A 25415-nucleotide genomic window follows, 5' to 3' on the forward strand; every position below is an offset into this window, starting at 1 on the left:
ACGACGCATCGCCGATGGTAGTGTGGGGTTTCCCCATGTGAGAGTAGGTCATCGTCAAGCACCTATCCCAAAACCCCTGATCAGCCTGGCTGGTCGGGGGTTTTGCTTTTGGGGCGCGGAAAGCCGGCGCATTTCCCTGTAGGAGCGGACCTTGTCCGCGATCACCGGAGGTCCCGGCGCGGTTCGCGGATAAGATCCGCTCCTACGCCGCCCCACCCCCGCCGTGTCCGCGAGGCCATGGCGATGGGTATCGCTTCGCTCAACGCCATCCTACGAGGGTATGTCCTGCACCCGGAGCGTACCTTGTCCGCGATAGCCGGCGGTTCCGGCGCGATTCGCGGATGAGATCCGCTCCTACGCCGCCCCACCTGCGCCATTCCCCCTGTAGGAGCGCGCCCTGCGCGCGAATCGCGGGCAGGGCCCGTGAAGGCCATGGCGCTGATGGGTATCGCTTCGCTCAACGCCATCCTACGAGGGTACGTCCTGCACCCGTAGGAGCGGACCTTGTCCGCGATAGCCGGCGGTCCCGGCGCGATTCGCGGATGAGATCCGCTCCTACGCCGCCCCACCCATGGCGTTCCCCTGTAGGAGCGCGCCCTGCGCGCGAATCGCGGGCAGGGCCCGTGAAAGCCATGGCGCTGATGGGTATCGCTTCGCTCAACGCCATCCTACGGGGCTGCACCCCGTAGGAGCGGATTCATCCGCGATCCGGCCGGCAGGCCGTCAGTTCCCGCGCCAGGGCCATCGGCGTATGGCTATATGCCCTGCGTGTTTCGCTTTCCCCCAGCGGGGCCTCCGGCGGCCAAGAAACACAGGCAACAAAAAAGCGCCCCGAAGGGCGCCTTTTCCGTACCGAGCTAACGATCAGCCGTTGAAGCGGCGCAGCACCAGGGTGGCGTTGGTGCCGCCGAAGCCGAAGCTGTTGCTCATCACGGTGTCGAGCTTGGCGTTCTCGCGGGTCTCGCGCAGGATCGGCATGTCGGCGACTTCCGGGTCCAGCTCGTCGATGTTGGCGGAGCCGGCGATGAAGTTGCCCTGCATCATCAGCAGGCAGTAGATCGCCTCGTGCACGCCGGCGGCGCCCAGGGAGTGGCCGGACAGGCTCTTGGTGGAGCTGATGGCCGGGGCCTTGTCGCCGAAGACTTCGCGGATGCCGCGGATTTCCGCCACGTCGCCCACCGGGGTGGAGGTGCCGTGGGTGTTCAGGTAATCGATCGGGGTGTCGACGGTGGACAGCGCCTGCTGCATGCAGCGGATGGCGCCTTCGCCGCTCGGGGCGACCATGTCGTAGCCGTCGGAGGTGGCGCCGTAGCCGATGATCTCGGCGTAGATCTTGGCGCCGCGCTTGAGCGCATGCTCCAGTTCCTCGACCACCACCATGCCGCCACCGCCGGCGATGACGAAGCCGTCGCGCTTGGCGTCGTAGGCGCGGGAGGCCTTTTCCGGAGTGTCGTTGTACTGGGTGGAGAGGGCGCCCATGGCGTCGAACAGGCAGCTCTGGCTCCAGTGCTCTTCTTCACCGCCGCCGGCGAAGACCACGTCCTGCTTGCCCATCATGATCTGTTCCATGGCATTGCCGATGCAATGCGCGCTGGTGGCGCAGGCCGAGGAGATGGAGTAGTTCACGCCCTTGATCTGGAAGGGGGTGGCCAGGCAGGCGGAAACGGTGCTGCCCATGGTGCGGGTGACGCGGTATGGGCCGATGCGCTTGACGCCCTTTTCGCGCAGGGTGTCGATGGCTTCCATCTGGTTCAGGGTGGAAGCGCCGCCGGAGCCGGCGATCAGGCCGGTGCGCGGGTTGGAGATCTGCTCTTCGGTCAGGCCGGAGTCCTTGATCGCCTGTTCCATCGCCAGGTAGGCATAGGCCGCGGCGTCGCCCATGAAGCGGAACACCTTGCGGTCGATCAGCTCTTCGAGGTTGAGGTTCACCGAGCCGGAGACGTGGCTGCGCAGCCCCATGTCGACGTACGACTGGTTGTGGCGGATACCGGCACGGCCGGCGCGCAGGTTGGCGGAGACGGTGTCTTTGTCATTGCCCAGGCAGGATACGATGCCCAGGCCGGTGATCACGACGCGACGCATGCGGATTACCCTTAGAAGCTGTCAGTGGAGGTGAACAGGCCGACGCGGAGGCCTTCGGCGCTGTAGATTTCGCGGCCATCGACGCTGACGCTGCCATCGGCGATGGCCAGGACCAGCGAACGGTTGATGGTGCGCTTGATGTGGATGTTGTAGGTGACTTTCTTGGCGGTCGGCAGGACCTGGCCGAAGAATTTCACCTCGCCCGAACCCAGGGCGCGGCCGCGGCCAGGGTTGCCCTGCCAGCCGAGGTAGAAGCCGACCAGCTGCCACATGGCGTCCAGGCCCAGGCAGCCCGGCATCACCGGGTCGCCTTCGAAGTGGCAGGCGAAGAACCAGAGGTCGGGGTTGATGTCCAGCTCGGCGACCAGTTCGCCCTTGCCATACTTGCCGCCAACGTCGCTGATGTGGGTGATGCGGTCGATCATCAGCATGTTCGGGGCGGGCAGTTGCGCATTACCCGGGCCGAAGAGCTCGCCGCGGCTGCAGCGCAGCAGGTCTTCTCGGGTGAAGGCGTGTTGTTTGGTCATGCGAGCTCCTCAAAAATCCTGAACGGCAGGGCGAAATCGGTCGTCCTGCGGCTCCGCGCGCCTCATTCTTGTAGCGGCGTCCTGCGGCAGCCTAGTCATAGACTATTGCCTGATGGTTAAAGTCACAGCACCGGGCGAACGGTTGTTCACTTTCTTTCGATGCCTCGTTGCTCCAGCTGGGCGTGCATTTTGCCGATCAGCCTCGCAGGCCCACGAGTTTGGGCGAACAGGCCCCGCGGATCAACGGCCGGAGGTCAACCAGCGCTGCAGAATTTTCTGTAGATCGGCGCGTTTGAACGGCTTGGCCAGGTAATCGTCCATGCCCGACTCCAGGCACAGCTCGCGATCGCCCTGCAGGGCATTGGCCGTCAGGGCGATGATCGGCACCTGCTGGCGTCCGGGGAGTGCGCGAATCTGTCGCGTGGCCTCGTAGCCGTTGAGCAGCGGCAGGCGGCAATCCATGAGGATGGCATCGAATTCGTTACGTTCTGCCGTGCGCACCGCCTGCGCGCCATCGCCGACCAGAGTGACGCGATAGCCGAGGCTGCGCAACATGGCTTCTATGACCGTTTGATTCACCGGGTTGTCCTCCACCAGCAGCACCGACTGGCCGGTGGCCGGCTCCGAGGCGCGCAGGGCGCGTTCGGCCGCGCCCAGGCTGCGCACCTGGAAGGGCAGGGGAATCTCCAGGGTGAAAGTCGAGCCCAGGCCTTCCTCGCTGGATGCCTGCAGGGTGCCGCCCATGCGTTCGGCCAGGGTGCGGGCGATGGCCAGGCCCAGGCCGGTGCCGCCGTAGCGCCGCGAGGTGGAAGAGTCGGCCTGCTTGAAGGCTTCGAACATGTGCTCCAGGCGTTCCGGGGAGATGCCGATGCCGCTGTCGTTGACCGCGCAGGTCAGCCACAGCACTTCGTCGTCCAGGGCCTGCCAGCGGACTTCCAGACGGATGGCGCCTTCCTCGGTGAATTTCAGCGCGTTGCCCAGCAGGTTGACCAGGATCTGCCGCAGGCGCGTCGGGTCGCCCCGCACCTCCAGGTGCTCCAGACCGGGCTGGACGTCCATGCGCAGCGTCAGGCCGCGCTGCTGGGCGCTGTGCTGGAAGGCCAGCAGCGAGCCCTGGATCAGCTCCAGCACGTTGAAGGGGATGCGCTCCAGCTCCAGGGCGCCGCGCTCGATGCGCGAGAAGTCGAGGATGTCGTTGATGACCTTGAGCAGGTGCTCGGTGGACTCGGTGGCCAGCGCCGTGTATTCGGCCTGCTCGTGGTTGAGTTCGGTGGTCTCGAGCAGTTGCAGCATGCCCAGCACGCCGTTCATCGGCGTGCGCAGCTCGTGGCTCATCATCGCCAGGAAGTCCGACTTGCTGCGGTTGGCCTGCTCGGCCTCCTCGCGGGCCGCCACCAGCTGGGCGATGGTGCGCTCCTGTTCCTTGCTGGCCTGCTGCAGGCCGCGCGCCAGGTTGTTGATGTGCCGTGCGAGGTCGCCGACCTCGCCATTGTCCAGCACCGGCAGGCTGGTCTGGTAGTCGCCGGTCTGAATCGCCTGTACCGCATTGGCCATGGTGCTGATCGGCGCCGCCAGGCGCTGCGCCAGGCGGCGGGCCAGCAGCAGCGTCAGCAGCAGGGCGAAGAAGGCCAGCAGGCTGGCCTTGAAGAGGATTTCCTGCTGGCGTTCGCTGAAGGCGTCGTTGGCCATGCCCACCACCACGCGCCCCAGGTAGTCGGCGTCGCTGGCCGGCTGGTCCTGGCGGCCCGGTGTGTGGCGCAGCGTGGCGGCGTCGCCCGGCACCTCGGGGGCGACGTGCTCGCGCTGGATGGCGGCGTGGAACACCTCGATCTTGGGCGCGACCTGGCCGTTGTCGGCGGGCGGCTGCTCGGCGTAGACGAGAATCTCGTCATTGCGGTTGCGCACCTCGATGAAGCGGACGTGCGGCGTGCCCAGGGTGGTGCGCAGCAGGCTCTGCAGCACCGGCAGGTTGCCCGAAAGCACGCCATACTCCGCTGCCGGGGCGAGCTGGTTGGCGATGAGCTGGCCAGTGTGGTTGAGCTCCTGGCGCAGGTCCTGCAGGCGCGAATAGGTGAAGTAGCCGGTCAGCAGCAGGGTCAGCAGCAGCGCGGGGCCGAGGCTGATGGCGAGCATGCGGTTCTGGATGTTCCAGCCCTTGCGCGGAGTCATCGTGCCTCTCCGGCGGCTGGTCGATTCTGGCGATGGTGCGTGGCGTGCACGGAACGGCCCTGTTCTCGGTTTTCTACGGGGACGGATGTTAAACGAGGCGGGGCGCTTTGCCAGCGTGCGATGTGCACTGGCCGCCTGGCGGTGGCGCCTTATAATGCCCCAATCGCCGCCCGCGTGCGGCCCGTGATGGAAGTGACATGACTGAGCAGCAACCGATCGCTGTGCTGGGCGGCGGCAGTTTCGGCACCGCCTTCGCCAACCTGCTGGCGGAGAACGGCCAACGCGTGCGCCAATGGATGCGCGACGAGGAGCAGGCCGCGAGCATCCGCGCCCTGCGCGAGAACCCGCGCTACCTCAAGGGCGTGCGCATCCACGAGAACGTCGAGCCGGTCACCGACCTCGCAGCGACCCTGAACGATTGCGAACTCATCTTCGTCGCCGTGCCCTCCAGCGCGCTGCGCAAGGTGCTGGAGCCCTTCGCCGGGCAACTGGCGGGCAAGTCGCTGGTCAGCCTGACCAAGGGCATCGAGGCGCAGAGCTTCAAGCTGATGAGCCAGATTCTCGAGGAAATCGCCCCGGCCGCGCGCATCGCGGTCATTTCCGGGCCGAACCTGGCCCGCGAGATCGCCGAGCATGAGCTGACCGCCACCGTGGTCGCCAGCGAGGACGAGGCGCTCTGCAGCCGTGTGCAGGAAGCGCTGCACGGCCGCACCTTCCGCGTCTACGCCAGCGGCGACCGCTTCGGCGTCGAGCTGGGCGGCGCGCTGAAGAACGTCTACGCCATCATCGCCGGCATGGCCGCGGCCCTGGGCATGGGCGAGAACACCAAGGGCATGCTGATCACCCGCGCCCTGGCGGAGATGACGCGCTTCGCCGTCAAGCTCGGCGCCAACCCCATGACCTTCCTCGGCCTGGCCGGGGTGGGCGATCTGATCGTCACCTGTTCGTCACCGAAAAGCCGCAACTATCAGGTCGGCTTCGCCCTGGGCGAGGGCCTGAGCCTCGACGACGCCGTCGCCCGCATGGGCGAGACCGCCGAAGGGGTGAACACCCTCAAGGTGCTCAAGGCCAAGGCCGACGAGCTGGGCGTCTACATGCCGCTGGTCGCCGGGCTCTACGCCATCCTCTTCGGCGGGCGCACCCTGGCCCAGGTGATCCAGGCGCTGATGAGCGGCGAGCCGAAGACCGACACCGACTTCATTCCCACCAGTGGCTTCTGAGGAGATACCCATGTCCGCTGATCGTTTGGCCGACCGTATGAACAAGGAATCCCTGGCCCTGCGCATCCTCTGGATGCTGCTGTTCGCCCTGGTGTGGTACGTCGCGCAGATGCTGCTCGGCGCCGTGGTGGTGGTGCAGCTGGTCTACCGCATCATCTACGGCGCGCCCAGCGCCAGCCTGCTGGCCTTCGGCGACAGCCTCAGCCAGTACCTGGCGCAGATCGGCCGCTTCGGCACCTTCAACAGCGACGAGAAGCCCTGGCCCTTCGCCGACTGGCCGGCCGCCCGCGCCCCCGAGGGCGAGGCCGCCCATGCCGTGCCGCCGGCGCCGCACCCGGTGCGCGACGAGGAGCCGAAGTTGTGAGGATCTGGCTGCTGCGCCACGGCCAGGCCGAGCCCCAGGCCCGCCGCGACGCCGAGCGGGAGCTGACCGCCCATGGCCGCAAGGAAGTGCTGCAGAGCGCCGGGCACCTGGCCGGCCACCCGCTGGATGGCATCCTGGCCAGCCCCTACGTGCGCGCCCAGCAGACCGCCGAACTGGTGCGCGAGGCGCTGGGCTTCGACGGCGCGGTGGGCACCGCGCCCTGGCTGACGCCGGACGACGACCCGCGCGACGTGCTGCGCTTCCTCGACAACCGCAGCGAGCGCAACCTGCTGCTGGTCAGCCACCAGCCGCTGCTCGGCTCCCTGGGCGGGCTGCTGGTGCACGGCAGCCGCGACGAGGCGCTGCCGATGGCCACCGCCTCCCTGGCCGAGCTGGAAGGCGAGGGGCCGCTGGCGGGGTTGATGACGCTGGTTTCCCTCTACCATCCCGGACGCGGCTGACGGTTCCGCCAGGGCCCCTCGCGGGGCCTTGGCGTTTCTGCGGGTCAATTCGGCTTGTCGTCGTCCGTCAGGCTGACGTCGTCGTTCGGCCCGCGTCCGGCCAGGCGCTGTTCCAGGCGGTTGCCCAGCACCAGGATCAGCAAGGTCAGCGCCAGGCCGACGGCGGCGGTCAGCACGTGCCCGGTGCCGCAGGCCAAGCCGAGCATCGACGAGACCCAGATGGTCGCGGCGGTGGTCAGCCCCTCGACGCGGTAGCGACGCTCGTGGTGGACGATGACCCCCGCGCCGATGAAACCGATGCCGGTGAGCACGCCCTGGGCCACGCGGCTGGCGGCATCCGCGGTGGCCGGCTGCAACTGCTGGATCACCGTGATCGCCAGCGCCGCGGCCAGCGCAGTGAGGGCGTGGGTGCGCAGCCCGGCGGGGCGGTGGTGCAACTGGCGGTTGAGGCCGATCAGACCGCCGAACAGGGTGGCGCAGAGTAGGTTGAATAGCAGCGGCAACTCGGCCAGCGCGCTGTCGGTGATGAACGGCATGGGCAGCTTTCCACAGGGGCCTGCCGCTGCTTTTAGCAGTTCGCCGTCGGACGCGCCATGCGCTGCTGAAGCATCTCCCTACAAAAGTTCACATATCCCTTCTTGCCAGTCTGTAGGACGCATGGAATATTCGACCAAGCAAGTGCTTGGTTGATCTATCGCTACACCTCTAGAACAACAAAAAAGGAGGGGCATGTGGTCACTGAAATTCGTTCTCCGCTCGAGCAATTCCTGCAACGCGAGGCGCGTCATCCGGACAAGCGCTACCTGGTCCAGCCGTTGCCGGGCGGTCAGGTGCAGAGCCTCACCTGGGGCGAGGCCGGTGACCAGGCGCGGCGTGCAGCCGCCTGGCTGCGCAGCCTGCAACTGCCGCCGGGCAGCCGCGTGGCGATCATCTCGAAGAACTGCGCGCACTGGATCATCGCCGACGTCGCCATCTGGATGGCCGGGCACGTCTCGGTGCCGCTGTACCCGAACCTCACCGCCGAATCGGCGCGCCAGGTGCTGAGCCACTCCGAAGCCGCGGTTGCCTTCGTCGGCAAGCTCGACGACTGGCCGGCGATGGCGCCCGGGCTGCCGGCCGAAGTGCTCAGCGTATCCCTGCCGCTGCATCCGGCAGGGCGCTTCGACCATAGCTGGGACGACCTGCAGGCCTGCGAGCCGCTGCAGGAGGTGCCGCTGCCGGATCCCGCCAGCCTCGCCACCATCATCTATACCTCCGGCACCACGGGCACGCCCAAGGGCGTGATGCATTCCTACGCCAACTTCGACTTCGCCGCCAGCCACGCCATGCAACTGTTCGGCGTCGGCGAGGAGGACCGCCTGCTGTCCTACCTGCCGCTGTGCCACGTAGCCGAGCGGATGTTCGTGGAGATGGCCTCGATCTACGCCGGGCAGACGATCTTCTTCGCCGACAGCCTGGACACCTTCATCGCCGACATGCGCCGCGCGCGGCCCACGGTGTTCTTCGGCGTGCCGCGGATCTGGACCAAGTTCCAGATGGGCGTCTACGCGCAGATGCCGGCGCAGAAGCTCGACCGCCTGCTGCGTCTGCCCATCGTCGGCCGCCTGGTCGGGCGCAAGGTACTCGCCGGCCTGGGCCTGGACGCGGTGCGCTACGCCCTGTGCGGCGCGGCGCCGGTGCCGCCGGCATTGCTCGACTGGTACAGGCGCCTGGGCCTGAGTGTGCTGGAGGTCTACGGCATGACCGAGAACTGCGGCTACTCCCACGTGTGCCGCCCGGGCAGGCAGCGCGAAGGCTGGATCGGCCAGTCCAGTCCCGGGGTGGAAGTGCGTATCAGCGACGAGGGCGAGGTGCAGGTGCGCAGCGGCGCAACCATGCTCGGCTACTACAAGGACCCCGAGCGCACCGCCGAGACCCTCACCGAGGACGGCTACCTGCGCACCGGCGACAAGGGCGAGCAGGACGCCGACAGCAACCTGCGCCTGACCGGCCGGCTCAAGGAAATCTTCAAGACCGGCAAGGGCAAGTACGTCGCCCCGGCGCCCATCGAGAACCGCCTGGCGGTGCATTCGCGCATCGAGCAGATCTGCGTGGTCGGCGACGGCCTGGTGGCGCCGCTGGGGTTGTGCGTGCTGTCCGAGGTCGGCCGCCAGGAGGCCGCCAACGGCTCGCGCTCGCAGCTGGAAGAGAGCCTGCGGCAGCTGGTGGAGGAGGTCAACGGCGAGCTGGACAAGCACGAGCGCCTGGCCGGGCTGGTGCTGGTGAGGGACGTGTGGAGCGTGGACAACGGCTTCCTCACGCCTACCCTGAAGATCAAGCGCAACGTGGTGGAATCCACCTATGGCGCGCGTTTCAACGAATGGGCCGAGCGCCGCGAGGCGGTGCAGTGGCATGACTGAACTGCCGGGAGTGAATGCATGAGCCAGTGGCGCACTACGCCTGACCTGGAGGCGCTCAACGCCAACCTGAAGAAGACCATAGGCGAGGTCCTGGACATCCGCTTCGAGGCGGTGGACGACGACTCGCTGACCGCCAGCATGGTGGTGGATGCGCGCACCCACCAGCCCTATGGCTTGCTGCACGGCGGCGCCTCGGTGGTGCTGGCGGAGACCGTCGGTTCCACCGCCAGCTACCTGTGTATCGACACCAGCAAGTACTACTGCGTGGGCCTGGAGGTGAACGCCAACCACCTGCGCGGCCTGCGCAGCGGGCGGGTGACGGCGGTGGCGAAGGCGGTGCACCTCGGCCGCTCCACCCACGTCTGGGAAATCCGCCTGCATGGCGACGACGGCAAGCCCAGCTGCATCTCGCGGCTGACCATGGCCATAGTGCCGCTGGAGCGCTAGGCGATACGCAAGACCTGTAGGAGCGGGCCCTGCCCGCGATTTCGCGCGCAGGGCGCGCTCCTACAGGGGAATGGCGCGTTTGGGGCGGTATAGGAGCAACTGTCTTACAGGCTGCGCCGAAGTGTTCTTCGTAGGATGGGTTGAGCCTGCGAAACCCATGCTGCCGTGGTGATGGGTATCGCTTCGCTCAACCCATCCTACGAGAAGCCGTGCCCGCGAGAGGGTCCGTCCGCGATTCGCGTCCATGGGGCGCTCCGGCCGCGCAATTTTATCCAAGACCTGCCGGCGCCCGGGCGCTAGAGTAGGCCCATGGAACGCATCGAACACCACCGCAGCGGGCTGCCCGGCGTGCGCTACATCGACGCCGAGTACCACCGTTTCGCCTTCCCCCGGCACTTTCACCTGGACTACCACATCGGGCTGATGCTCGACGGTCGCCAGCGCTACGTGCACGCCGGCGAACGCTGCCTGGCCGGTGGCGGCGACATCCTGCTGATGAGCCCGGAAAGCATCCACGACGGCGCCAGCGAGGGCGACGGCGGCTACCGCATCCGCGTGCTGTCCATCGAGCCGCAGTGGTTGGAGCAGGCCGCGCGCAGCCTCAGCGATGGCCGCCAGGGTACGCCGCGGCTGCTGGCCAGCCAGCTGCGCGACGAACAGCTGCGGCAGCAACTGCACGGTCTGCACCAGGTGCTGGCCGGTGGCGAGCGCCTGGAACAGGAAGGCCGGCTCTGGCAGGGCCTGGCCACGCTGCTCGGGCATGCCTCCAGCCTGCGCATCCGCGAGCCGCGCCAGGGCTTCGACGCCGCGACCTGGCGGCGCCTGCGCGACTGGCTGGAATCGCGTCTGGAGAGCCCGCCGACGCTGGACGAGCTGGCGGCCTTCTGCGACCTCAGCCCCTGGCAGGTACTGCGGCGCTTCCGCAACCACTGCGGGCTGCCGCCGCACCAGTGGCTGACCCAGCTGCGCCTGGAGCGGGCCCTGCCGCGGGTGCTCGCCGGCCAGCCGCTGAGCGAGGTGGCGCTGAGCCTGGGTTTCTACGACCAGGCGCACTTCAGCCGCCTGTTCCGCCGCACCTACGGACTGCCGCCGGCGCGCCTGCGCCAACCCTGATCCCACCCCGATACTCACTTTCCCCTGGAGAATCCCGCCATGCAGGAGGCCCGCGTCTTGCTGACGCTCACCGCCGTATTCGCCGTCGCCCTGGTCAGCCCGGGCCCGGATGTCGCCCTGGTGGTGCGCACCGCTTTGCACCAGGGGCGCCGCGCCGGCGTGCTCAGCGCCCTGGGCCTGGCCTGCGGCATCCTGGTCCACGGCACCCTGGTGCTGACCGGCGTGTCGCTACTGCTGCGCCATTCGCCGGTGCTGTTCGGCCTGCTGCAGGGAGCCGGCGCGCTCTACCTGGGCTGGCTCGGCATCGGCGCGTTGCGCGCCTGGTCGCGGCGTGGCGCCGGCGGGGCAGGGCGCCTGGACGGCGAGCTGCCGGCCTCGCCGCTGGGGCCCTGGCTGCGCGGGCTGGCGACCAACCTGTTCAATCCCAAGGCGCTGGTGTTCTTCCTCGCCCTGCTCAGCAGCCTGATCCCGCTGGACATGTCCGTGCCCGGCAAGCTGGCGGTGGCGGCCATGCTGTTCTGCACCGGCTTCGCCTGGTTCAGCCTGCTCAGCGTGACCCTCACCCGCCCGGCGCTGCAGCAGCGCCTGCTGCGCGCGGTGCCGGTCATCGACGGCGCCTGCGGCCTGGTGTTCCTGCTGGTGGCCGGCGGCATCGCGCTCAGCCTGGCGCGGCAGTTCTGAGGCGCCCTGGCTTTTGGCCGGAGTGCCCTGGCCGGCGGTGGGCCCGGCCATTGTGGCCAGCCATGGCCTGGGGGAGAATTCCGCAGTCATCAGCACTGCGGTCACCGGCATGTCCCACGCGATCTTCTTCGCCCACGCCAACGGCTTCCCCTCGGCCACCTACGGCAAGCTGTTCCAGGCTCTGGCGCCGGAATTCGAGGTGCGCCACCTGGACATGCACGGCCACGACCCGCGCTTCCCGGTGAACGCCAACTGGGCGAACCTGGTGGACGAACTGCTGTTCCACCTGGAGGCCCAGGGCGCGCCGGTGTGGGGCGTCGGCCATTCCCTCGGCGGTCTGCTGCACTACCATGCCGCGCTGCGCCGCCCGGAGCTGTACCGCGGCGTGCTGATGCTCGACTCGCCGACCCTGACCTTCGCCGACCAGTGGGTGATCCGCGCCGCCAAGCGCTTCGGCTTCATCGACCGCATCACCCCGGCCGGGCGCACCCTGGGGCGGCGCGAGGCGTTTGCCGACTTCGACGAGGCGCTGCGCTACTTCGGCGGCAAGTCGCTGTTCCGCCGTTTCGACCCGGACTGCCTGGCGGACTACGTGCGCCACGGCCTGGCCGCGAGCGGCCAGGGCCTGCGCCTGAAGTTCGACCCGGCCACCGAAATCAGCATCTACCGCAACGTGCCCCATGCCGCGCCGGGCAGCCCGCGGCGCCTGGCGGTGCCGCTGGCGCTGGTGCGCGGCCGCCACAGCCGGGTGGTGCTGCCGCACCATGCCCGCGCGGTGCGCCTGGCGCCGCAGGGCGAAGCCCTGTCGCTGCCCGGTGGGCACATGTTCCCGCTGGAGCGCCCGCGCGACACCGCCGAACTGATCAAGCAGGTCGTCGAGCGCTGGCAGCGCCGCGCCGAACAGGAGAATTCCAGCCCATGAGCGCCCAGGTCGAAGAGATCCGCCTGAACCTTCCGCACATCGAACTGGCCGCGCACCTGTTCGGCCCGGAGGACGGCAAGCCGGTGCTGGCCCTGCACGGCTGGCTGGACAACGCCATGAGCTTCGCGCGCCTGGCGCCGAAGCTGGACGGGTTGCGCATCGTCGCCCTGGACTTCGCCGGCCACGGCCACTCGGCGCACCGCGCTCCCGGGGCCAGCTACCTGCTGTGGGACTACGCCTACGACGTGCTGGCGGTGGCCGAGCAACTGGGCTGGGAGCGCTTCTCGCTGCTCGGGCATTCCATGGGCGCCATCGTCTCGGTGCTGCTGGCCGGCGCCATGCCCGAGCGCATCGAGCGCCTGGCGCTGATCGACGGCCTGGTGCCCTACACCGGCGAGGCCGACAGCGCGCCGGCCAAGCTGGGCGAGGCGCTGAAGGCGCAACTGGCGCTGCCGAACAAGCGCAAGCCGGTGTACGAAGCCATCGACCGCGCGGTGGAGGCACGCATGAAGGGTGTCGGCGCGGTCAGCCGCGAAGCCGCCGAACTGCTGGCCCGGCGCGGCCTGATGCCGGTGCCCGGCGGTTTCACCTGGCGCAGCGATGCGCGCCTGACCCTGCCTTCGCCGCTGCGCTTCACCCGCGCCCACGCCGCGAGCTTCGTCCAGGCCGTGCAGTGCCCGGTCAGCCTGGTATTGGCCCAGGGCGGCATGCTCGCCGCCGAGCCGGGCATCCGCAAGCTGATCGACGGGCGCCCCTTCGACGTCCACGAGCTGCCCGGCGGCCATCACCTGCACCTGGACGACGAAGCCGGTGCGCAGGCGGTGGCGACGATCTTCCAGCCGTTCCTGGGCGCGTAGGCGCGGGGAAACACCCCGTTGCCGCACCCCGCTTGACTAAAGCGGGGCTTGCCACGACGCTGCATGGATCGCAGTCGGGAGATTCTGCATGATTCAGCTCTTCGCCACCGCCATGCCGGGCGGCCCCAAGGACTCCAGCGGCCCGGGCGCGCATGCCCCGCGGCGTGCGCAACGGAGGTGCGACGCCTGACATGCCTCGCCTTTCCCTGCTGCCCCTGGTGGGCTCGCTGCTCGCGGCCAGCGTCTTCGCCGCCGACGTTCCCGACAGCCACGACCTTGACGCGCTGCCCCGCTTCCCGAGGGCGGAGATCGTTGATTTCACCAGCGCCCCCGCCACCGAGCGCGTCTATCCGCTGGGGCCGATCAGCCGCATCAGCGGGCGCCTGCGCATGGAAGGCGAGGCGCGCGCCCTCGGCCAGCTCACCGCGCTGACCTACCGCCTGCCCGACGAGGACTCCAGCGCCAGCGTCTTCGCCGCCGCGCGCAAGGACCTGCTCAAGGCCGACGCCACCCCGCTGTTCTGGTGCGAGGGCCGCGACTGCGGCTCCAGCAGCCTGCTGGCCAACGCGGTGTTCGGCAAATCCAGCCTCTACGGCCCGGACGACCAGCAGGCCTACCTGTTGGTGCGCCTGGCCGCGCCGCAGCAGGACAGCCTGCTGGCGGTCTACGCCATCACCCGCGGCAACCGCCGCGCCTACCTGCACGCCGAGCAACTGGACGCCGGCAGCGCCCTGGGCGAACTGCTGCCCAGCGCCGCGACCCTGATGCGCCTGCTCAAGGCCAACGGCGAGCTGACCCTCAGCCACGTGCCCGCCGAGCCCGGCGGCGCCTGGCTCGACCTGTTGGTGCGCACCCTGCGCCAGGACACCGGCGTGCGCGTCGAGCTGGCCGGCGCCCACGCCGCCGACTGGCGCAGCGCCCTGGCCGGCCAGGGCGTGCGCGATGCCCGCCTGGAGCTGGGCAGCGGCGAAGGGGACGGGCTGCACCTGACCTGGCTGCGCTGATTCGCCTACGCTGAAGCTGGGCGCGCCCTGTGCCCGGCTGCCGTCGCCGTACCGAGAAGGAGTCCGGCCCCGATGTTCGATAACCTGCTGTTGCGCATCCTCCTGGTGGTCCTGCTGGTCGCCACCCTGTGGGTGCTGGCGCCGTTCTGGACGGCGCTGTTCTGGGCCGCCGTGCTGGCCTTCGCCAGCTGGCCGCTGATGCGCCTGCTGACGCGCCTGCTGGGCGGCCGCGAGGCCCTGGCGGCGGGCGTGCTGACCGCCTTCTGGATCATCGTGGTGGCGCTGCCGCTGCTGGGCCTGGGCTTCGGCCTGGCGGACAAGCTGCGCGCCGGCGTCGAGCTGGTGAAGAACCTGCAGGTCTCCGGCCTGCCGCCGCCGCCGAGCTGGCTGGCGCGCACCCCGCTGATCGGCGACCGGCTGATCGGCTGGTGGTACTCCATCGACCAGCAGGGGGTGGCCATCTTCTCCGCGCTCAAGCCCTACATGGGCGAGGTCGGCAACTGGCTGCTGGCGCGTTCGGCCAAGCTGGCCGGGGGCATCTTCGAGCTGGTCCTGAGCCTGGTGCTGATCTTCTTCTTCTACCGCGACGGCAAGCGCCTGGAAGCCTTCGCCTACCAGATGCTGGAGCGCCTGATCGGCCCGCGCGCCGAGCACTACATGGAGCTCATCGCCGGCACCGTGCAGCGGGTGGTCAACGGCGTGATCGGCACCGCGGCGGCCCAGGCAGTGCTGGCTTTCATCGGCTTCAGCATCGCCGGGGTGCCCGGCCCGATCCTGCTCGGCCTGCTGACCTTCGTCTGCAGCCTGCTGATGGTCCCGCCGCTGGTCTGGGGGCCGGCCACCGTCTGGCTGTTCTTCCAGGGCGAGTACGGCTACGGGGTGTTCCTGGGCATCTGGGGCTTCTTCGTCATCAGCGGCGTGGACAACATCCTCAAGCCCTACCTGATCAGCCGCGGCGGCAACCTGCCGCTGGTGGTGGTGCTGCTCGGCGTGCTCGGCGGGCTGCTCAGCTTCGGCTTCATCGGCCTGTTCCTCGGCCCGGTGCTGCTGGCAGTGGTCTACAACCTGGTCAACGACTGGATCGAGAGCCCCAAGCGCGGCACCCTGCCGCCGGGCGGCCCGGGGGACAAGGCGCCCTAGGCCGGAATCTTCGGTTATCGCCCGTCGTAGGATGGCGTTGAGCGAAGCGATACCCATCGCCACGGCAGCATGGGTTTCGCAGGCTCAACCCATCCTACGACCGTGCTTCCCTGGAGCCGTAGGACGTATAACCGTTCGCGGTTATACGCCGTTGGCCCATGCAGCGAAGCCCTACGAAAGCGCCTCGCTGCGCACGCCGACCAGGCGGTCGCGGCCGGCACCCAGGCCGGCCACCAGCGCGCCCAGGCTGATGACGATGAAGATGACGCCCACCGCATTCCAGCCGTCGCTCAGATCGTGCACCAGGCCGACCAGGAAGGGCCCCAGGGCCGCCAGGGTGTAGCCCACGCCCTGAGCCATGCCGGACAGGTGCGAGGCGACGTGGGCGTCGGGCGAGCGCAGCACGATCAGCGCCAGGCCGATGCTGAAGGTGCCGCCCTGGCCCAGGCCGAGCACCACCGCCCACAGCCACAGGCTGCCGCCGGGCGCGTAGAGCAGGCCGAGCAGGCCGGCGAGGGTCAGCGCCAGGACCAGGAACACCACCAGGCGCTGGTCGCGCCCGCGGGTGCCGAGCCAGGGCGCGCCCAGCGCGCTGAGCAGTTGCACCATCACCGAGCCGGACATCATCAGCCCGGCGGCCGTCGGGCTCAGGCCGCGGTCGATGAGGATCGACGGCAGCCAGCCGAACACGATGTAGGCCAGCGACGACTGCAGGCCCATGTACAGGGTCACCTGCCAGGCCAGCGGGTCGCGCCACAGGCCGCGGACCTGGAAGGCCTGGCGGTGGGCGTGCTGGGCCTGGCGCGTCTGCGGCAGCCAGACCAGCGCGGCGAGCACCGCCGGCAGGGCCCAGGCGGCCAGGGCCGGCTGCCAGCTGCCGCCGAACAGTTCGGCCAGGGGCACGCTGGCCCCGGCGGCCAGGGCCGCGCCCAGGCACAGGGCCATGGTGTAGACGCCGGTCATGATCCCGGCGATGTGCGGGAAGTCGCGCTTGACGATGCCCGGCAGCAGCACGCCGATGATGCCGATGCTGGCGCCGGCCACCAGGCTGCCGAGGAACAGCCCGGCCACCGGGAACAGGCTGCGCAGGACGATGCCGGCGGCCAGCAGCAGGAGGATCGCCAGCACCGCCCGCTCGGCCCCCAGGCGCCGTGCCAGGCGGGGCGCCAGCGGAGCGAACAGGCCCAGGCAGAGCACCGGCAGGGTGGTCAGCAGGCCAGCGGCTGCGGCTGACAGGCCGGTGTGCTCGCGCACGGTGTTCAGCAGCGGCGCCAGGCTCGACAGCGCCGGGCGCAGGTTCAGCGCCACCAGCACCAGGCCGAGCAACAGCAGCCAGGGCCGCACCGGTGCGGGTGTAGGGGCGGGGGCTTCGTCGATCTCGGCGTCGATCAGCAGTTCGTCGGCGTGGTGTTGTTGTCGGGACATGGTGGCGATCGCAAGGCAGTGGGAAGGGAAGTCAGATCAGCAGCGCGCGGTTGGCGGCCGCGGCCGCCTCGGCGTCCTGGCGCTCCAGGGCGTCCAGCAGTTGCCGGTGCAGCTCGAAGGCCGGCTGCGGGCGGCCGGGTTCGCTGATGGTGTGTTGCAGGCCGGCGCGGATGACCTGGGAGAAGTAGCGGTACAGCTCGCTCAGCAGCGGGTTGTGGGCGCTGTCCACCACGCGCTGGTGGAAGGCCAGGTCGTGCTCGACGTAGGCCTGAAGGTCGCCGCCGAAGTGCTGCGCGCTGAGCGCCAGGGCCTGGCGCAGGGCGGCCAGGTCGGCGTCGCTGCGGCGCAGGGCGGCCAGGCGCGCGGCCTCGACCTCGATCACCCCGCGCGCTTCCAGGGCCTGTTCGATGGAGCCGCGGGCCAGGGCCAGCATGGTGTCCAGCGGGTCGGCGCAGGCGCGCACGTAGGTGCCGTCGCCCTGGCGCACTTCCAGCACGCCGGAGAAGGTCAGCACGCGCACCGCCTCGCGCACGGTGTTGCGGCTCATGCCGAGGATTTCCGCCAGCTCCGGTTCCGGCGGCAGGCGCTGGCCGAGGGCCCAGGCGCCGCTGTCGATGCGCTGGCGGATCTGCTCCAGGGCGATGTCGACCAGGGAGCGCTTGAGGGGATTGGCCATATAGACATCCAATCATCGGATGATTAGGCCGGACAGGCTACTGCAGCGGTGGGGGGCTGGCAAGGCGCGGATCGCCCCCCTGTAGGAGCGCGCCCTGCGCGCGAAATCGCGGACGGAGTCCGGCAAGCACAACACCCCGTAGGATGGTGTTGAGCGAAGCGATACCCATCACCATGGTCCGATGGGTATCGCAAGCTCAACCCATCCTACGAAAAGCGTCTCGGCGCGGTTGGCAAGACAGCTGCCCCTACAGGGTTACGCCGAACCTCCCGGTGCCCGATGAAAACGGCGGATAACGCCGTAGGCGTTATGTGCCCTACGGGAGCATCCCGGCACCCGTAGGATGGTGTTGAGCGAAGCGATACCCATCGCCATTGCCCGATGGGTATCGAAAGCGCCCCGGCGCAGCCGGCAGGAGACTCAGGCAGCGATATTGACTAGGCTACCGCTGGTGTTCTGGTAGCTGGCGGCGCTGCTGTCCTGGTAGTGCCTGGCCAGCATGGCGAGCATCTGCTGCACGGCTTCGGCGCCGGCCGAGCCGCTGTTGGTGCTGGATGCGTCGCTGCTGGTGCTGCTGGTCAGGCTGCTGTCGGTTTCCCCGGAAGCGGGCGGCGGGAGCGGCGGCATGTCGCCCTGGGCCTGTTGCAGGGCGCTGCTCAGTTCGTCCTGGCTGATGCTGCCGTTGCCGTCGCTGTCCAGGGCGCTGAACAGCTTGCTGCTGTCGGTGCCGGAGGCGCTGGCGGCGCTGAGTTCGTCGCTGCTGATGCTGCCGTCGCCATCGCTGTCCAGGGACGACAGCAGGTCGCTGGCGGCCTGGTCGGAGGAGGGCGGCGGCGGGGGCGGCGGCATGTCGCCCTGGGCCTGCTGCAGGGCGCTGCTCAGTTCGTCCTGGCTGATGCCGCCGCTGCCGTCGCTGTCCAGCTGGGCCAGCAGCGAGTCGATGTCGATGTCGCCGCTGTCGCTGCCGGAGGCGGATAGCGCGCTGTCCAGCTCGCTGGAGCTGACGCTGCCGTCACCGTCGCTGTCGAGGGACTTGAACAGGTCGGCGGCGAATTTCTGCGCCTTGTCGCTGCTGCCGCTGGTGCTGGTTGTGCTGCTGGAGCTGCTGGCGCTGCGCTGGGTGCTGGCGAGCGCGGCGCTGCTGTAATAGCTGCTGTAGCTGCTGACTCCGCTGATCATCGGACTGCCTCCATGAGGTTATAGGTCCGGAACTGGAGTTCCGGTCCTGGCAGATTCGATGGGCGCCTTGTCGGCGGTATGTGCGCTTTGTATGCGGCGGCCGACAAAGCCTCAGGCGCGCGGCAGGCGCAGCACCGCGGTGGCGCCGCCGCCGGGGGTTTCCTCGAAGTGCAGGTCGCCGCCGTGGCGCCGCGCCGCCTCGCGGGCGATGGCCAGGCCCAGGCCGACGCCGCCGGAGTTGCGGTTGCGCGAGCCTTCCAGGCGGAAGTAGGGCTCGAACACCTGTTCGCGCATCTGCGCGGGGATGCCCGGGCCGTGGTCGCGGACGAGGATCTCCACCTGCTGGCCGCTGTCGCGCAGTATCAGCTGCACCTCGCCGGCATAGCGCAGGGCGTTGTCCAGCAGGTTCGACAGGCACGAGCGCAGGGCCAGCGGCTGCACCTTCAGCGGCGCGCACTGGCCTTCGACGCTGACGCGGGCGCCGTGCTCGCAGGCGTCCTCGGCCAGCGATTCGACCAGGGCGTTGACGTCGAACCACTGCAGCGCCTCGCTGGTGCGCTCCTGGTGCAGGTAGTGCAGGGTGGAGTCGAGCATGCCGATCATCTCGCCCAGGTCCTGGGCGAAGCGCGCGCGCAGCTGCGGGTTGTCGATCTCCTCCACACGCAGCTTCAGGCGCGACAGCGGCGTGCGCAGGTCGTGGGACACCGCCACCAGCATGCGGCCGCGCTGCTGTACCTGCTCGCGGATGCGCTTGCGCATGCGGTTGAAGGCCTGTGCCGCGCGCTGCGCCTCCTGCGGCCCGGTTTCCGGCAGCGGCGGGCTGTCCAGGTCCTCGCTCAGCTGCAGCGCGGCATTGCCCAGGCGCTCCACCGGGCTGGCGAGCAGGCGCGCGCCGAACCAGGCGGCGCCGACCAGGGCGAGCAACTGGAACAGGAAGGGCATGCTCCAGAACGGCAGCCGCGGCGGCGGGGGCGGCGGCGGGCCGACCATGTGTCCCTCGAACTGCTCATGGGGCGGTGGCGGCGGCGGTGGCGGCGGTCCGGGATGGCGGAAGTGGCTGAACCAGACGAAGGCCAGCAGGTGCGCGACCACGATGGCCAGCAGGAACACCCCGAACAGACGGGCGAACAGGCTGTCGGCGAGCTGCAGCGAGCGCTTCTTCATCTGGCCTCCTTGGCCGGGCCGGGGTCAGGCGATGTCACGGACGTCGAACAGGTAGCCTTCGCCGCGCACGGTCTTGATCAGCCGCGGCGAGCGCGGGTCGTCGCCGAGCTTCTGGCGCAGGCGCGAGACCAGCAGGTCGATGCTGCGGTCGAAGGCCTCGATGGCGCGGCCGCGCGCGGCGTCCAGCAGCAGTTCGCGGTTGAGCACCCGGCGCGGGCGTTCGAGGAACACCCAGAGCAGGCGGAACTCGGCGTTGGACAGCGGCACCACCAGGCCCTCCGGGGAATGCAGCTGGCGCAGCACGCTGTCCAGCCGCCACTGGTCGAAACGCACCTGGGCGCGCGGTTCGTTGCGCGCCTCGTCGCCACGCACGCGGCGCAGGATGGTCTGGATGCGCGCCACCAGCTCGCGCGGCTCGAAGGGCTTGGCCATGTAGTCGTCGGCGCCCAGTTCCAGGCCGATGATGCGGTCGGCCGGCTCGCAGCGCGCGGTGAGCATCAGGATCGGGATGTCCGATTCGCTGCGCAGGTAGCGGCACAGCGACAGGCCGTCCTCGCCGGGCAGCATCAGGTCCAGCACCACCACGTCGAAGTTCTCCTCGGCCAGCGCCTGGCGCATGCCCGCGCCGTCGGCCACGCCGCGCGCCTCGATGTTGAAGCGCGCCAGGTAGCCGCAGAGCAGTTCGCGGATCGGCTCGTCGTCGTCCACCAGCAGGGCGCGGATGGTCCAGCGGCGCTGGCTGTCTTGGCTGGAGGTGGGGCTGGAGGGAAACATGCAGTACCTGTCGCTGGGAGCGCCCGGGGCGCGGGGTCAATGCTAACCCGCCGTCGCACGGGGGGGCCACGGTAGGCAAGGTTGACGGCAACGGATATCGACAGAGTGTCGTCAATGTATCAGTGCACTTACAAAGCCATGCCATAGCGCTTCTTTACGCTTTCTTTATGCCCGCCGGAAGCCCCGCCAATCGCTTCTTTACGCCCGCTTTGCGGAGACTTTTCCCATCGCGAGGATTCGCCTGCGTAAGGAGAGACAGACATGAGCGTGCTCGACGGGGTGTCCCTGGTCCTGGCCACGGGACTTTTCATCTACCTGCTGGTGGCGCTGCTGCGCGCCGACCGTTCCTAGGGGGCTGCATGAACAGCCATGACGTGCTGCTGATCGCCGCCTTCTTCGCCCTGGTGTTGCTGCCCGCGCCGCTGCTCGGGCGCTTCTACTACAAGGTGATGGAGGGCGAGCGCACCTTCCTCAGCCCGGTGCTGGCGCCGGTGGAGCGCCTGGTCTACCGCGTCTGCGGCATCGACCCGCGGGCCGAGCAGGACTGGAAGACCTACACCCTGGCCATGCTCGCCTTCAACCTGGCCGGCCTTGCGCTGCTGTTCGCCATCCTCGTCGGCCAGGGCATGCTGCTGCTCAACCCGCAGCACCTGCCGGGCCTGGAATGGACCCTGGCCTTCAACACCGCGGTGAGCTTCGTCACCAACACCAACTGGCAGGCCTATAGCGGCGAGGCGGCGCTGAGCTACCTGAGCCAGATGCTCGGCCTGACCGTGCAGAACTTCGTCAGCCCGGCGGTGGGCCTGGCGGTGCTGGTGGTGCTGGCCCGCGGCATCGCCCGCAAGTCCACGCAGCACCTCGGCAACTTCTGGGTCGACCTGACCCGCGCGACCCTCTACGGCCTGCTGCCGCTGTGTCTGGTCCTGGCGCTGCTGCTGGTGTGGCAGGGCGTGCCGCAGACCTTCCTGGACTACGTCCACGCCACCACCCTGCAGGGCGCCGAGCAGTCCATCCCGCTGGGCCCGGCGGCCAGCCAGATCGCTATCAAGCAGTTGGGCACCAACGGCGGCGGCTTCTTCGGCGTGAACTCGGCGCACCCGTTCGAGAACCCCACGGCCTGGGCCAACCTGTTCGAGCTGGCGTCGATCATCCTGATCCCGGCGGCGCTGGTGTTCACCTTCGGCCACTACGTCAAGGACCTGCGCCAGAGCCGCGCCATCCTCGGCTGCATGCTGCTGCTGTTCGTCGTCGGCCTGGGCGTCGCCCTGTGGGCCGAGTACCAGCCCAACCCGGCGCTGGCGCACCTGCCGATCACCCAGGGCGCGCCCCTGGAAGGCAAGGAGAGCCGCTTCGGCACCACCGCCAGCGTGCTCTGGGCGGTGACCACCACGGCCGCTTCCAACGGCTCGGTGAACGCCATGCACGACAGCCTCAACCCGCTCAGCGGCCTGGTGGCGATGTTCAACATGATGCTCGGCGAGGTGGTCTTCGGCGGCGTCGGCGCCGGCCTCTACGGCATGCTGCTGTTCGTCCTGGTCGCGGTGTTCCTGGCCGGCCTGATGATCGGCCGCACCCCGGAATACCTGGGCAAGAAGCTGGAGGCCCGCGAAGTCCGCCTGCTGGTCGCCACCCTGCTGGTGATGCCGGTCGGCGTGCTGGTGCTCGGCGCCATCGCCGCCAGCCTGCCGGGCCCCGCGAGCGCGGTGAGCAACCCCGGCGCCCATGGCTTCAGCCAGCTGCTCTACGCCTATACCTCGGGCACCGCGAACAACGGTTCGGCGTTCGCCGGCTTCGGCGCCAACACCCCGTTCCACAACCTGATGATCGCCCTGGCCATGCTCATCGGCCGCTTCGGCTACATCGTCCCGGTGCTGGCCATCGCCGGCAGCCTGGCGGCCAAGAAGCGCGTGCCGGTGGGGCCGAACAGCTTCCCCACGCATGGCCTGCTGTTCGTCGGCCTGCTGGCGGCGACCATCCTCCTGGTCGGTGGCCTGAACTTCCTGCCGACCCTGGTTCTCGGCCCGGTGGCCGATCACCTGACCCTGGGCTTCTGAGGAGCCGATAGATGAACGCCAAGACCCAGGACATGCCGCTCAAGAGCGCCACGTCCGCCCCCGAGAAACGCCACAGCCTGAGCTTCGCCGCGCTGTGGAGGCCGGCGCTGCTGCAGGCCTTCGTCAAGCTCGACCCGCGCCAGCTGCAGCGCTCGCCGGTGATGCTGGTGGTGGAGCTGACCGCCATCCTCACCACCGTGCTGTGCTTCACCGGCGGCGATGCGGTGCCGCTGTCGGTGGCCGCGCAGATCGCCGCCTGGCTGTGGTTCACCGTGCTCTTCGCCAACTTCGCCGAGGCCCTCGCCGAGGGCCGCGGCAAGGCCCGCGCCGACAGCCTCAAGGCCGGCACCCAGGGCCTGATGGCGCAGCGCCTGAACGTCGACGGCGCCTACGAGAGCGTGCCGGCCACCAGCCTGCGCAAGGGCGACGTGGTGCGCGTGGTAGCCGGCGAGCTGATCCCCGGCGACGGCGAGGTGATCGAGGGCGTGGCGGCGGTCAACGAGGCCGCCATCACCGGCGAATCGGCGCCGGTGATCCGCGAATCCGGCGGCGACCGCTCGGCCGTGACCGGCAACACCCGGCTGGTCTCCGACTGGCTGCTGGTACGCATCAGCGTCAACCCCGGCGAGTCGACCCTCGACCGCATGATCGCCCTGGTGGAGGGCGCCAAGCGGCAGAAGACGCCCAACGAGGTGGCGCTGGACATCCTGCTGATCGGCCTGACGCTGATCTTCCTGCTGGTGGTGGTGACGCTCAAGCCCTTCGCCCTGTTCGCCGGCGGCAGCCTGCCGCTGGTGTTCCTGGTGGCGTTGCTGGTGACGCTGATCCCCACCACCATCGGCGGCCTGCTCTCGGCCATCGGCATCGCCGGCATGGACCGCCTGGTGCGGCTGAATGTGATCGCCAAGTCCGGCCGCGCGGTGGAGGCCGCCGGCGACGTGCACGTGCTGATGCTCGACAAGACCGGCACCATCACCTTCGGCAACCGCCGCTGCGCCGCGCTGCACGCCGCGCCCGGGGTGAGCGCGCCGGAGCTGGCCGAGGGCGCCTTCCTCGCCTCGCTGGCCGACGACACCCCGGAGGGCAAGTCCATCGTCGAGTTCCTCCGCGCGCAGATCATCCTGCCGGAGCCGTCGCGCGAGCAGCTGACGCCCATCGCCTTCAGCGCCGAGACGCGCCTGTCCGGCGTTGACCTCGACGGCCGCGTGTACCGCAAGGGCGCGGTGGACGCCGCGCTGGCCTTCGTCGGCCGCGCCCGCGACGACATGCCGGAAAGCCTGGCCAAGGAAGTCGAACGCATCGCCCAGAGCGGCGGTACCCCGCTGCTGGTGGTGGCCGACGGCAGGCTGCTCGGCGCCATCCACCTCAAGGACGTGGTCAAGCCGGGCATCCGCGAGCGCTTCGCCGAACTGCGCCGCATGGGCATCCGCACTGTGATGGTGACCGGCGACAACCCACTGACCGCCGCGGCCATCGCCGCCGAGGCCGGGGTGGACGACGTGATCGCCGAAGCCACGCCGGAGAAGAAACTGGCGCGCATCCGCCAGGAGCAGGGCGAGGGACGCATGGTCGCCATGTGCGGCGACGGCGCCAACGATGCGCCGGCGCTGGCCCAGGCGGACGTCGGCATGGCCATGAACGACGGCACCCAGGCGGCCCGCGAGGCGGCCAACCTGGTGGACCTGGACAGCGACCCGACCAAGCTGCTCGACGTGGTCCAGGTGGGCAAGGAACTGCTGGTGACCCGCGGCGCGCTGACCACCTTCTCGGTGGCCAACGACGTGGCCAAGTACTTCGCCATCCTGCCCGCGCTGTTCGCCGGCATCTACCCGCAGCTGCAGGTGCTCAACGTCATGCGCCTGGCCAGCCCGCAAAGCGCCATCCTCTCGGCCATCGTGTTCAACGCGCTGATCATCATCGCGCTGATCCCCCTGGCCCTGCGCGGCGTGCGCGTGGCGGCCAGCGACGCCATGCACCTGCTGCGGCGCAACCTGCTGATCTACGGGGTGGGCGGGATCATCGCGCCTTTCATCGGGATCAAGGCCATCGACCTGTTGCTGGTGGCCCTGGGCCTGGCTTGAACAGGACTGCCGCCGTGGCGATGGGTATCGCTTCGCTCAACCCATCCTACGGGCTACCCGAACCGTAGGAGCGAGCCCGCATCATCGAGGAAACCGAAAATGCTCAATCACATCCGTCCCGCCATCGCCTCCCTGGCCCTGCTTTCGCTGGTCACCGGCGTGGCCTATCCGCTGCTGGTCACCGGCATCGCCCAGCTGGCCTTCCCCGAGCAGGCCAACGGCAGCCTGGTGCGTGACGCCAAGGGGGAAGTCCGTGGCTCGGCGCTGCTGGCGCAGAAGTTCGAGGGCCCGCAGTGGTTCCACGAACGGCCCTCGGCCGGCGACTACGCCACCGTCTCCAGCAGCGCTTCCAACCTGGCCCCGGGCAATCCGGCGCTGGCGGCGCGCATCGCCAAGGATGCCGCCGCCGAAGCGGTGGCCGGGCGCCCGGTGCCGCTGGCGCTGGTCACTACCTCCGGCAGTGGCCTGGACCCGCAACTGCCGCCGGATGCCGCGCTCTACCAGGTGCCGCGCATCGCCCAGGCACGCAGCCTGCCGGAGCCGGCCGTGCAGAACCTGGTCGAGGCACATACCCGGCGGCCGCTGGTGGGCCCGGCGGTGGTCAACGTGCTGGCCCTGAACATGGCCCTCGAGCAACTGCCTCGCTAGACTTGCGCGCAACCCCCTGGAGGCCAGC

24 protein-coding genes are annotated in these 25415 nt (G+C 69.4%); 15 read left to right on the top strand and 9 right to left on the bottom strand.

The features are described 5' to 3' along the window. Positions 1-864: 864 nt before the first annotated feature. From fabB to QSJ95_RS25340, 3 genes are all read right to left on the bottom strand, one after another. The gene (gene fabB, locus QSJ95_RS25330) at positions 865-2082 is read right to left on the bottom strand and encodes a beta-ketoacyl-ACP synthase I (RefSeq protein ID WP_009618533.1); all 1218 of its coding nucleotides are present in this window, start codon (positions 2080-2082) and stop codon (positions 865-867) included. An 11-nt stretch (positions 2083-2093) separates the two neighbouring features. Beyond that, complete coding sequence (gene fabA / locus QSJ95_RS25335) at positions 2094-2609, bottom strand: 3-hydroxyacyl-[acyl-carrier-protein] dehydratase FabA (protein WP_009618534.1); 516 nt, start codon at positions 2607-2609, stop codon at positions 2094-2096. Between the two features lie 240 nt (positions 2610-2849). Then, positions 2850-4778, bottom strand: coding sequence for an ATP-binding protein (locus QSJ95_RS25340; protein WP_285646159.1), 1929 nt, complete (start codon positions 4776-4778; stop codon positions 2850-2852). Positions 4779-4975: 197 nt separating this feature from the next. Between QSJ95_RS25340 and QSJ95_RS25345 the strand changes: the two genes are divergently transcribed. The 3 genes from QSJ95_RS25345 to sixA are packed head-to-tail and all read left to right on the top strand — an operon-like array spanning position 4976 to position 6823. Further along, on the top strand, positions 4976-5998 hold the full coding sequence (locus QSJ95_RS25345; RefSeq protein ID WP_009618538.1) for an NAD(P)H-dependent glycerol-3-phosphate dehydrogenase: 1023 nt from the start codon (positions 4976-4978) through the stop codon (positions 5996-5998). Between the two features lie 37 nt (positions 5999-6035). After that, positions 6036-6362 (top strand): DUF4389 domain-containing protein, encoded by a 327-nt coding sequence (locus QSJ95_RS25350; RefSeq protein ID WP_371921149.1) that lies wholly within the window; start codon positions 6036-6038, stop codon positions 6360-6362. After that, positions 6359-6823 carry a phosphohistidine phosphatase SixA gene (sixA, locus tag QSJ95_RS25355; RefSeq protein WP_009618542.1) on the top strand — a complete coding sequence of 155 codons (465 nt, stop codon included), beginning with the start codon at positions 6359-6361 and terminating at the stop codon, positions 6821-6823. The genes QSJ95_RS25350 and sixA overlap by 4 nt, the downstream gene beginning before the upstream one ends. 44 nt (positions 6824-6867) lie before the next feature. On the opposite strand, the gene QSJ95_RS25360 is transcribed toward sixA, so the two are convergent. Further along, the gene (locus tag QSJ95_RS25360; RefSeq protein WP_009618545.1) at positions 6868-7359 is read right to left on the bottom strand and encodes an MgtC/SapB family protein; all 492 of its coding nucleotides are present in this window, start codon (positions 7357-7359) and stop codon (positions 6868-6870) included. A 195-nt stretch (positions 7360-7554) separates the two neighbouring features. Between QSJ95_RS25360 and QSJ95_RS25365 the strand changes: the two genes are divergently transcribed. The 8 genes from QSJ95_RS25365 to QSJ95_RS25400 all read left to right on the top strand — a co-directional run bounded on the left by QSJ95_RS25365 (position 7555) and on the right by QSJ95_RS25400 (position 15386). Further along, positions 7555-9222, top strand: a complete 1668-nt coding sequence (locus QSJ95_RS25365) for an AMP-binding protein (protein WP_285646166.1) — start codon at positions 7555-7557, stop codon at positions 9220-9222. 18 nt (positions 9223-9240) lie between these two features. Next, positions 9241-9669, top strand: coding sequence for a hotdog fold thioesterase (locus QSJ95_RS25370; protein ID WP_009618548.1), 429 nt, complete (start codon positions 9241-9243; stop codon positions 9667-9669). A gap of 309 nt (positions 9670-9978) precedes the next feature. Further along, positions 9979-10782, top strand: a complete 804-nt coding sequence (locus tag QSJ95_RS25375; protein ID WP_285646169.1) for an AraC family transcriptional regulator — start codon at positions 9979-9981, stop codon at positions 10780-10782. Positions 10783-10821: 39 nt separating this feature from the next. Continuing rightward, positions 10822-11463 (top strand): LysE family translocator, encoded by a 642-nt coding sequence (locus tag QSJ95_RS25380; RefSeq protein WP_061562185.1) that lies wholly within the window; start codon positions 10822-10824, stop codon positions 11461-11463. A gap of 109 nt (positions 11464-11572) precedes the next feature. Beyond that, the gene (locus QSJ95_RS25385) at positions 11573-12385 is read left to right on the top strand and encodes an alpha/beta fold hydrolase (protein ID WP_285646303.1); all 813 of its coding nucleotides are present in this window, start codon (positions 11573-11575) and stop codon (positions 12383-12385) included. Further along, complete coding sequence (locus QSJ95_RS25390; RefSeq protein WP_285646173.1) at positions 12382-13242, top strand: alpha/beta hydrolase; 861 nt, start codon at positions 12382-12384, stop codon at positions 13240-13242. Before QSJ95_RS25385 ends, QSJ95_RS25390 begins: the two co-directional genes overlap by 4 nt. 191 nt (positions 13243-13433) lie before the next feature. Then, positions 13434-14246: a DUF4892 domain-containing protein gene (locus QSJ95_RS25395; RefSeq protein ID WP_285646175.1), complete on the top strand. Its 813-nt coding sequence runs from the start codon at positions 13434-13436 to the stop codon at positions 14244-14246. 72 nt (positions 14247-14318) lie between these two features. Next, complete coding sequence (locus QSJ95_RS25400; protein WP_009618560.1) at positions 14319-15386, top strand: AI-2E family transporter; 1068 nt, start codon at positions 14319-14321, stop codon at positions 15384-15386. Between the two features lie 171 nt (positions 15387-15557). Here the strand turns inward: QSJ95_RS25400 and QSJ95_RS25405 are convergent, their stop codons facing one another. The 5 genes from QSJ95_RS25405 to QSJ95_RS25425 all read right to left on the bottom strand — a co-directional run bounded on the left by QSJ95_RS25405 (position 15558) and on the right by QSJ95_RS25425 (position 20604). Then, the gene (locus QSJ95_RS25405) at positions 15558-16811 is read right to left on the bottom strand and encodes a CynX/NimT family MFS transporter (protein WP_285646181.1); all 1254 of its coding nucleotides are present in this window, start codon (positions 16809-16811) and stop codon (positions 15558-15560) included. A 31-nt stretch (positions 16812-16842) separates the two neighbouring features. Further along, positions 16843-17487, bottom strand: coding sequence for a FadR/GntR family transcriptional regulator (locus tag QSJ95_RS25410; protein WP_043272180.1), 645 nt, complete (start codon positions 17485-17487; stop codon positions 16843-16845). Between the two features lie 420 nt (positions 17488-17907). Further along, on the bottom strand, positions 17908-18666 hold the full coding sequence (gene xopAW / locus QSJ95_RS25415; protein WP_285646185.1) for an EF-hand domain-containing protein: 759 nt from the start codon (positions 18664-18666) through the stop codon (positions 17908-17910). A gap of 111 nt (positions 18667-18777) precedes the next feature. Continuing rightward, positions 18778-19830 carry a sensor histidine kinase gene (locus QSJ95_RS25420; RefSeq protein ID WP_285646188.1) on the bottom strand — a complete coding sequence of 351 codons (1053 nt, stop codon included), beginning with the start codon at positions 19828-19830 and terminating at the stop codon, positions 18778-18780. 24 nt (positions 19831-19854) lie between these two features. Then, complete coding sequence (locus QSJ95_RS25425; protein WP_009618571.1) at positions 19855-20604, bottom strand: response regulator; 750 nt, start codon at positions 20602-20604, stop codon at positions 19855-19857. A gap of 261 nt (positions 20605-20865) precedes the next feature. Between QSJ95_RS25425 and kdpF the strand changes: the two genes are divergently transcribed. The 4 genes from kdpF to kdpC all read left to right on the top strand — a co-directional run bounded on the left by kdpF (position 20866) and on the right by kdpC (position 25387). Beyond that, positions 20866-20955 carry a K(+)-transporting ATPase subunit F gene (kdpF, locus tag QSJ95_RS25430; protein WP_009618573.1) on the top strand — a complete coding sequence of 30 codons (90 nt, stop codon included), beginning with the start codon at positions 20866-20868 and terminating at the stop codon, positions 20953-20955. 8 nt (positions 20956-20963) lie between these two features. Continuing rightward, positions 20964-22658 (top strand): potassium-transporting ATPase subunit KdpA, encoded by a 1695-nt coding sequence (kdpA, locus tag QSJ95_RS25435; RefSeq protein WP_285646198.1) that lies wholly within the window; start codon positions 20964-20966, stop codon positions 22656-22658. Between the two features lie 11 nt (positions 22659-22669). After that, a complete protein-coding gene (gene kdpB / locus QSJ95_RS25440; protein WP_502945320.1) occupies positions 22670-24739 on the top strand; it encodes a potassium-transporting ATPase subunit KdpB in 2070 nt (689 codons plus the stop codon). A gap of 99 nt (positions 24740-24838) precedes the next feature. After that, positions 24839-25387 carry a potassium-transporting ATPase subunit KdpC gene (gene kdpC / locus QSJ95_RS25445; protein WP_285646200.1) on the top strand — a complete coding sequence of 183 codons (549 nt, stop codon included), beginning with the start codon at positions 24839-24841 and terminating at the stop codon, positions 25385-25387. Positions 25388-25415: the final 28 nt, after the last annotated feature.

The sequence above is a fragment of the Pseudomonas sp. NBRC 100443 genome, from assembly GCF_030268185.1.
Lineage (GTDB): Bacteria > Pseudomonadota > Gammaproteobacteria > Pseudomonadales > Pseudomonadaceae > Pseudomonas > Pseudomonas citronellolis.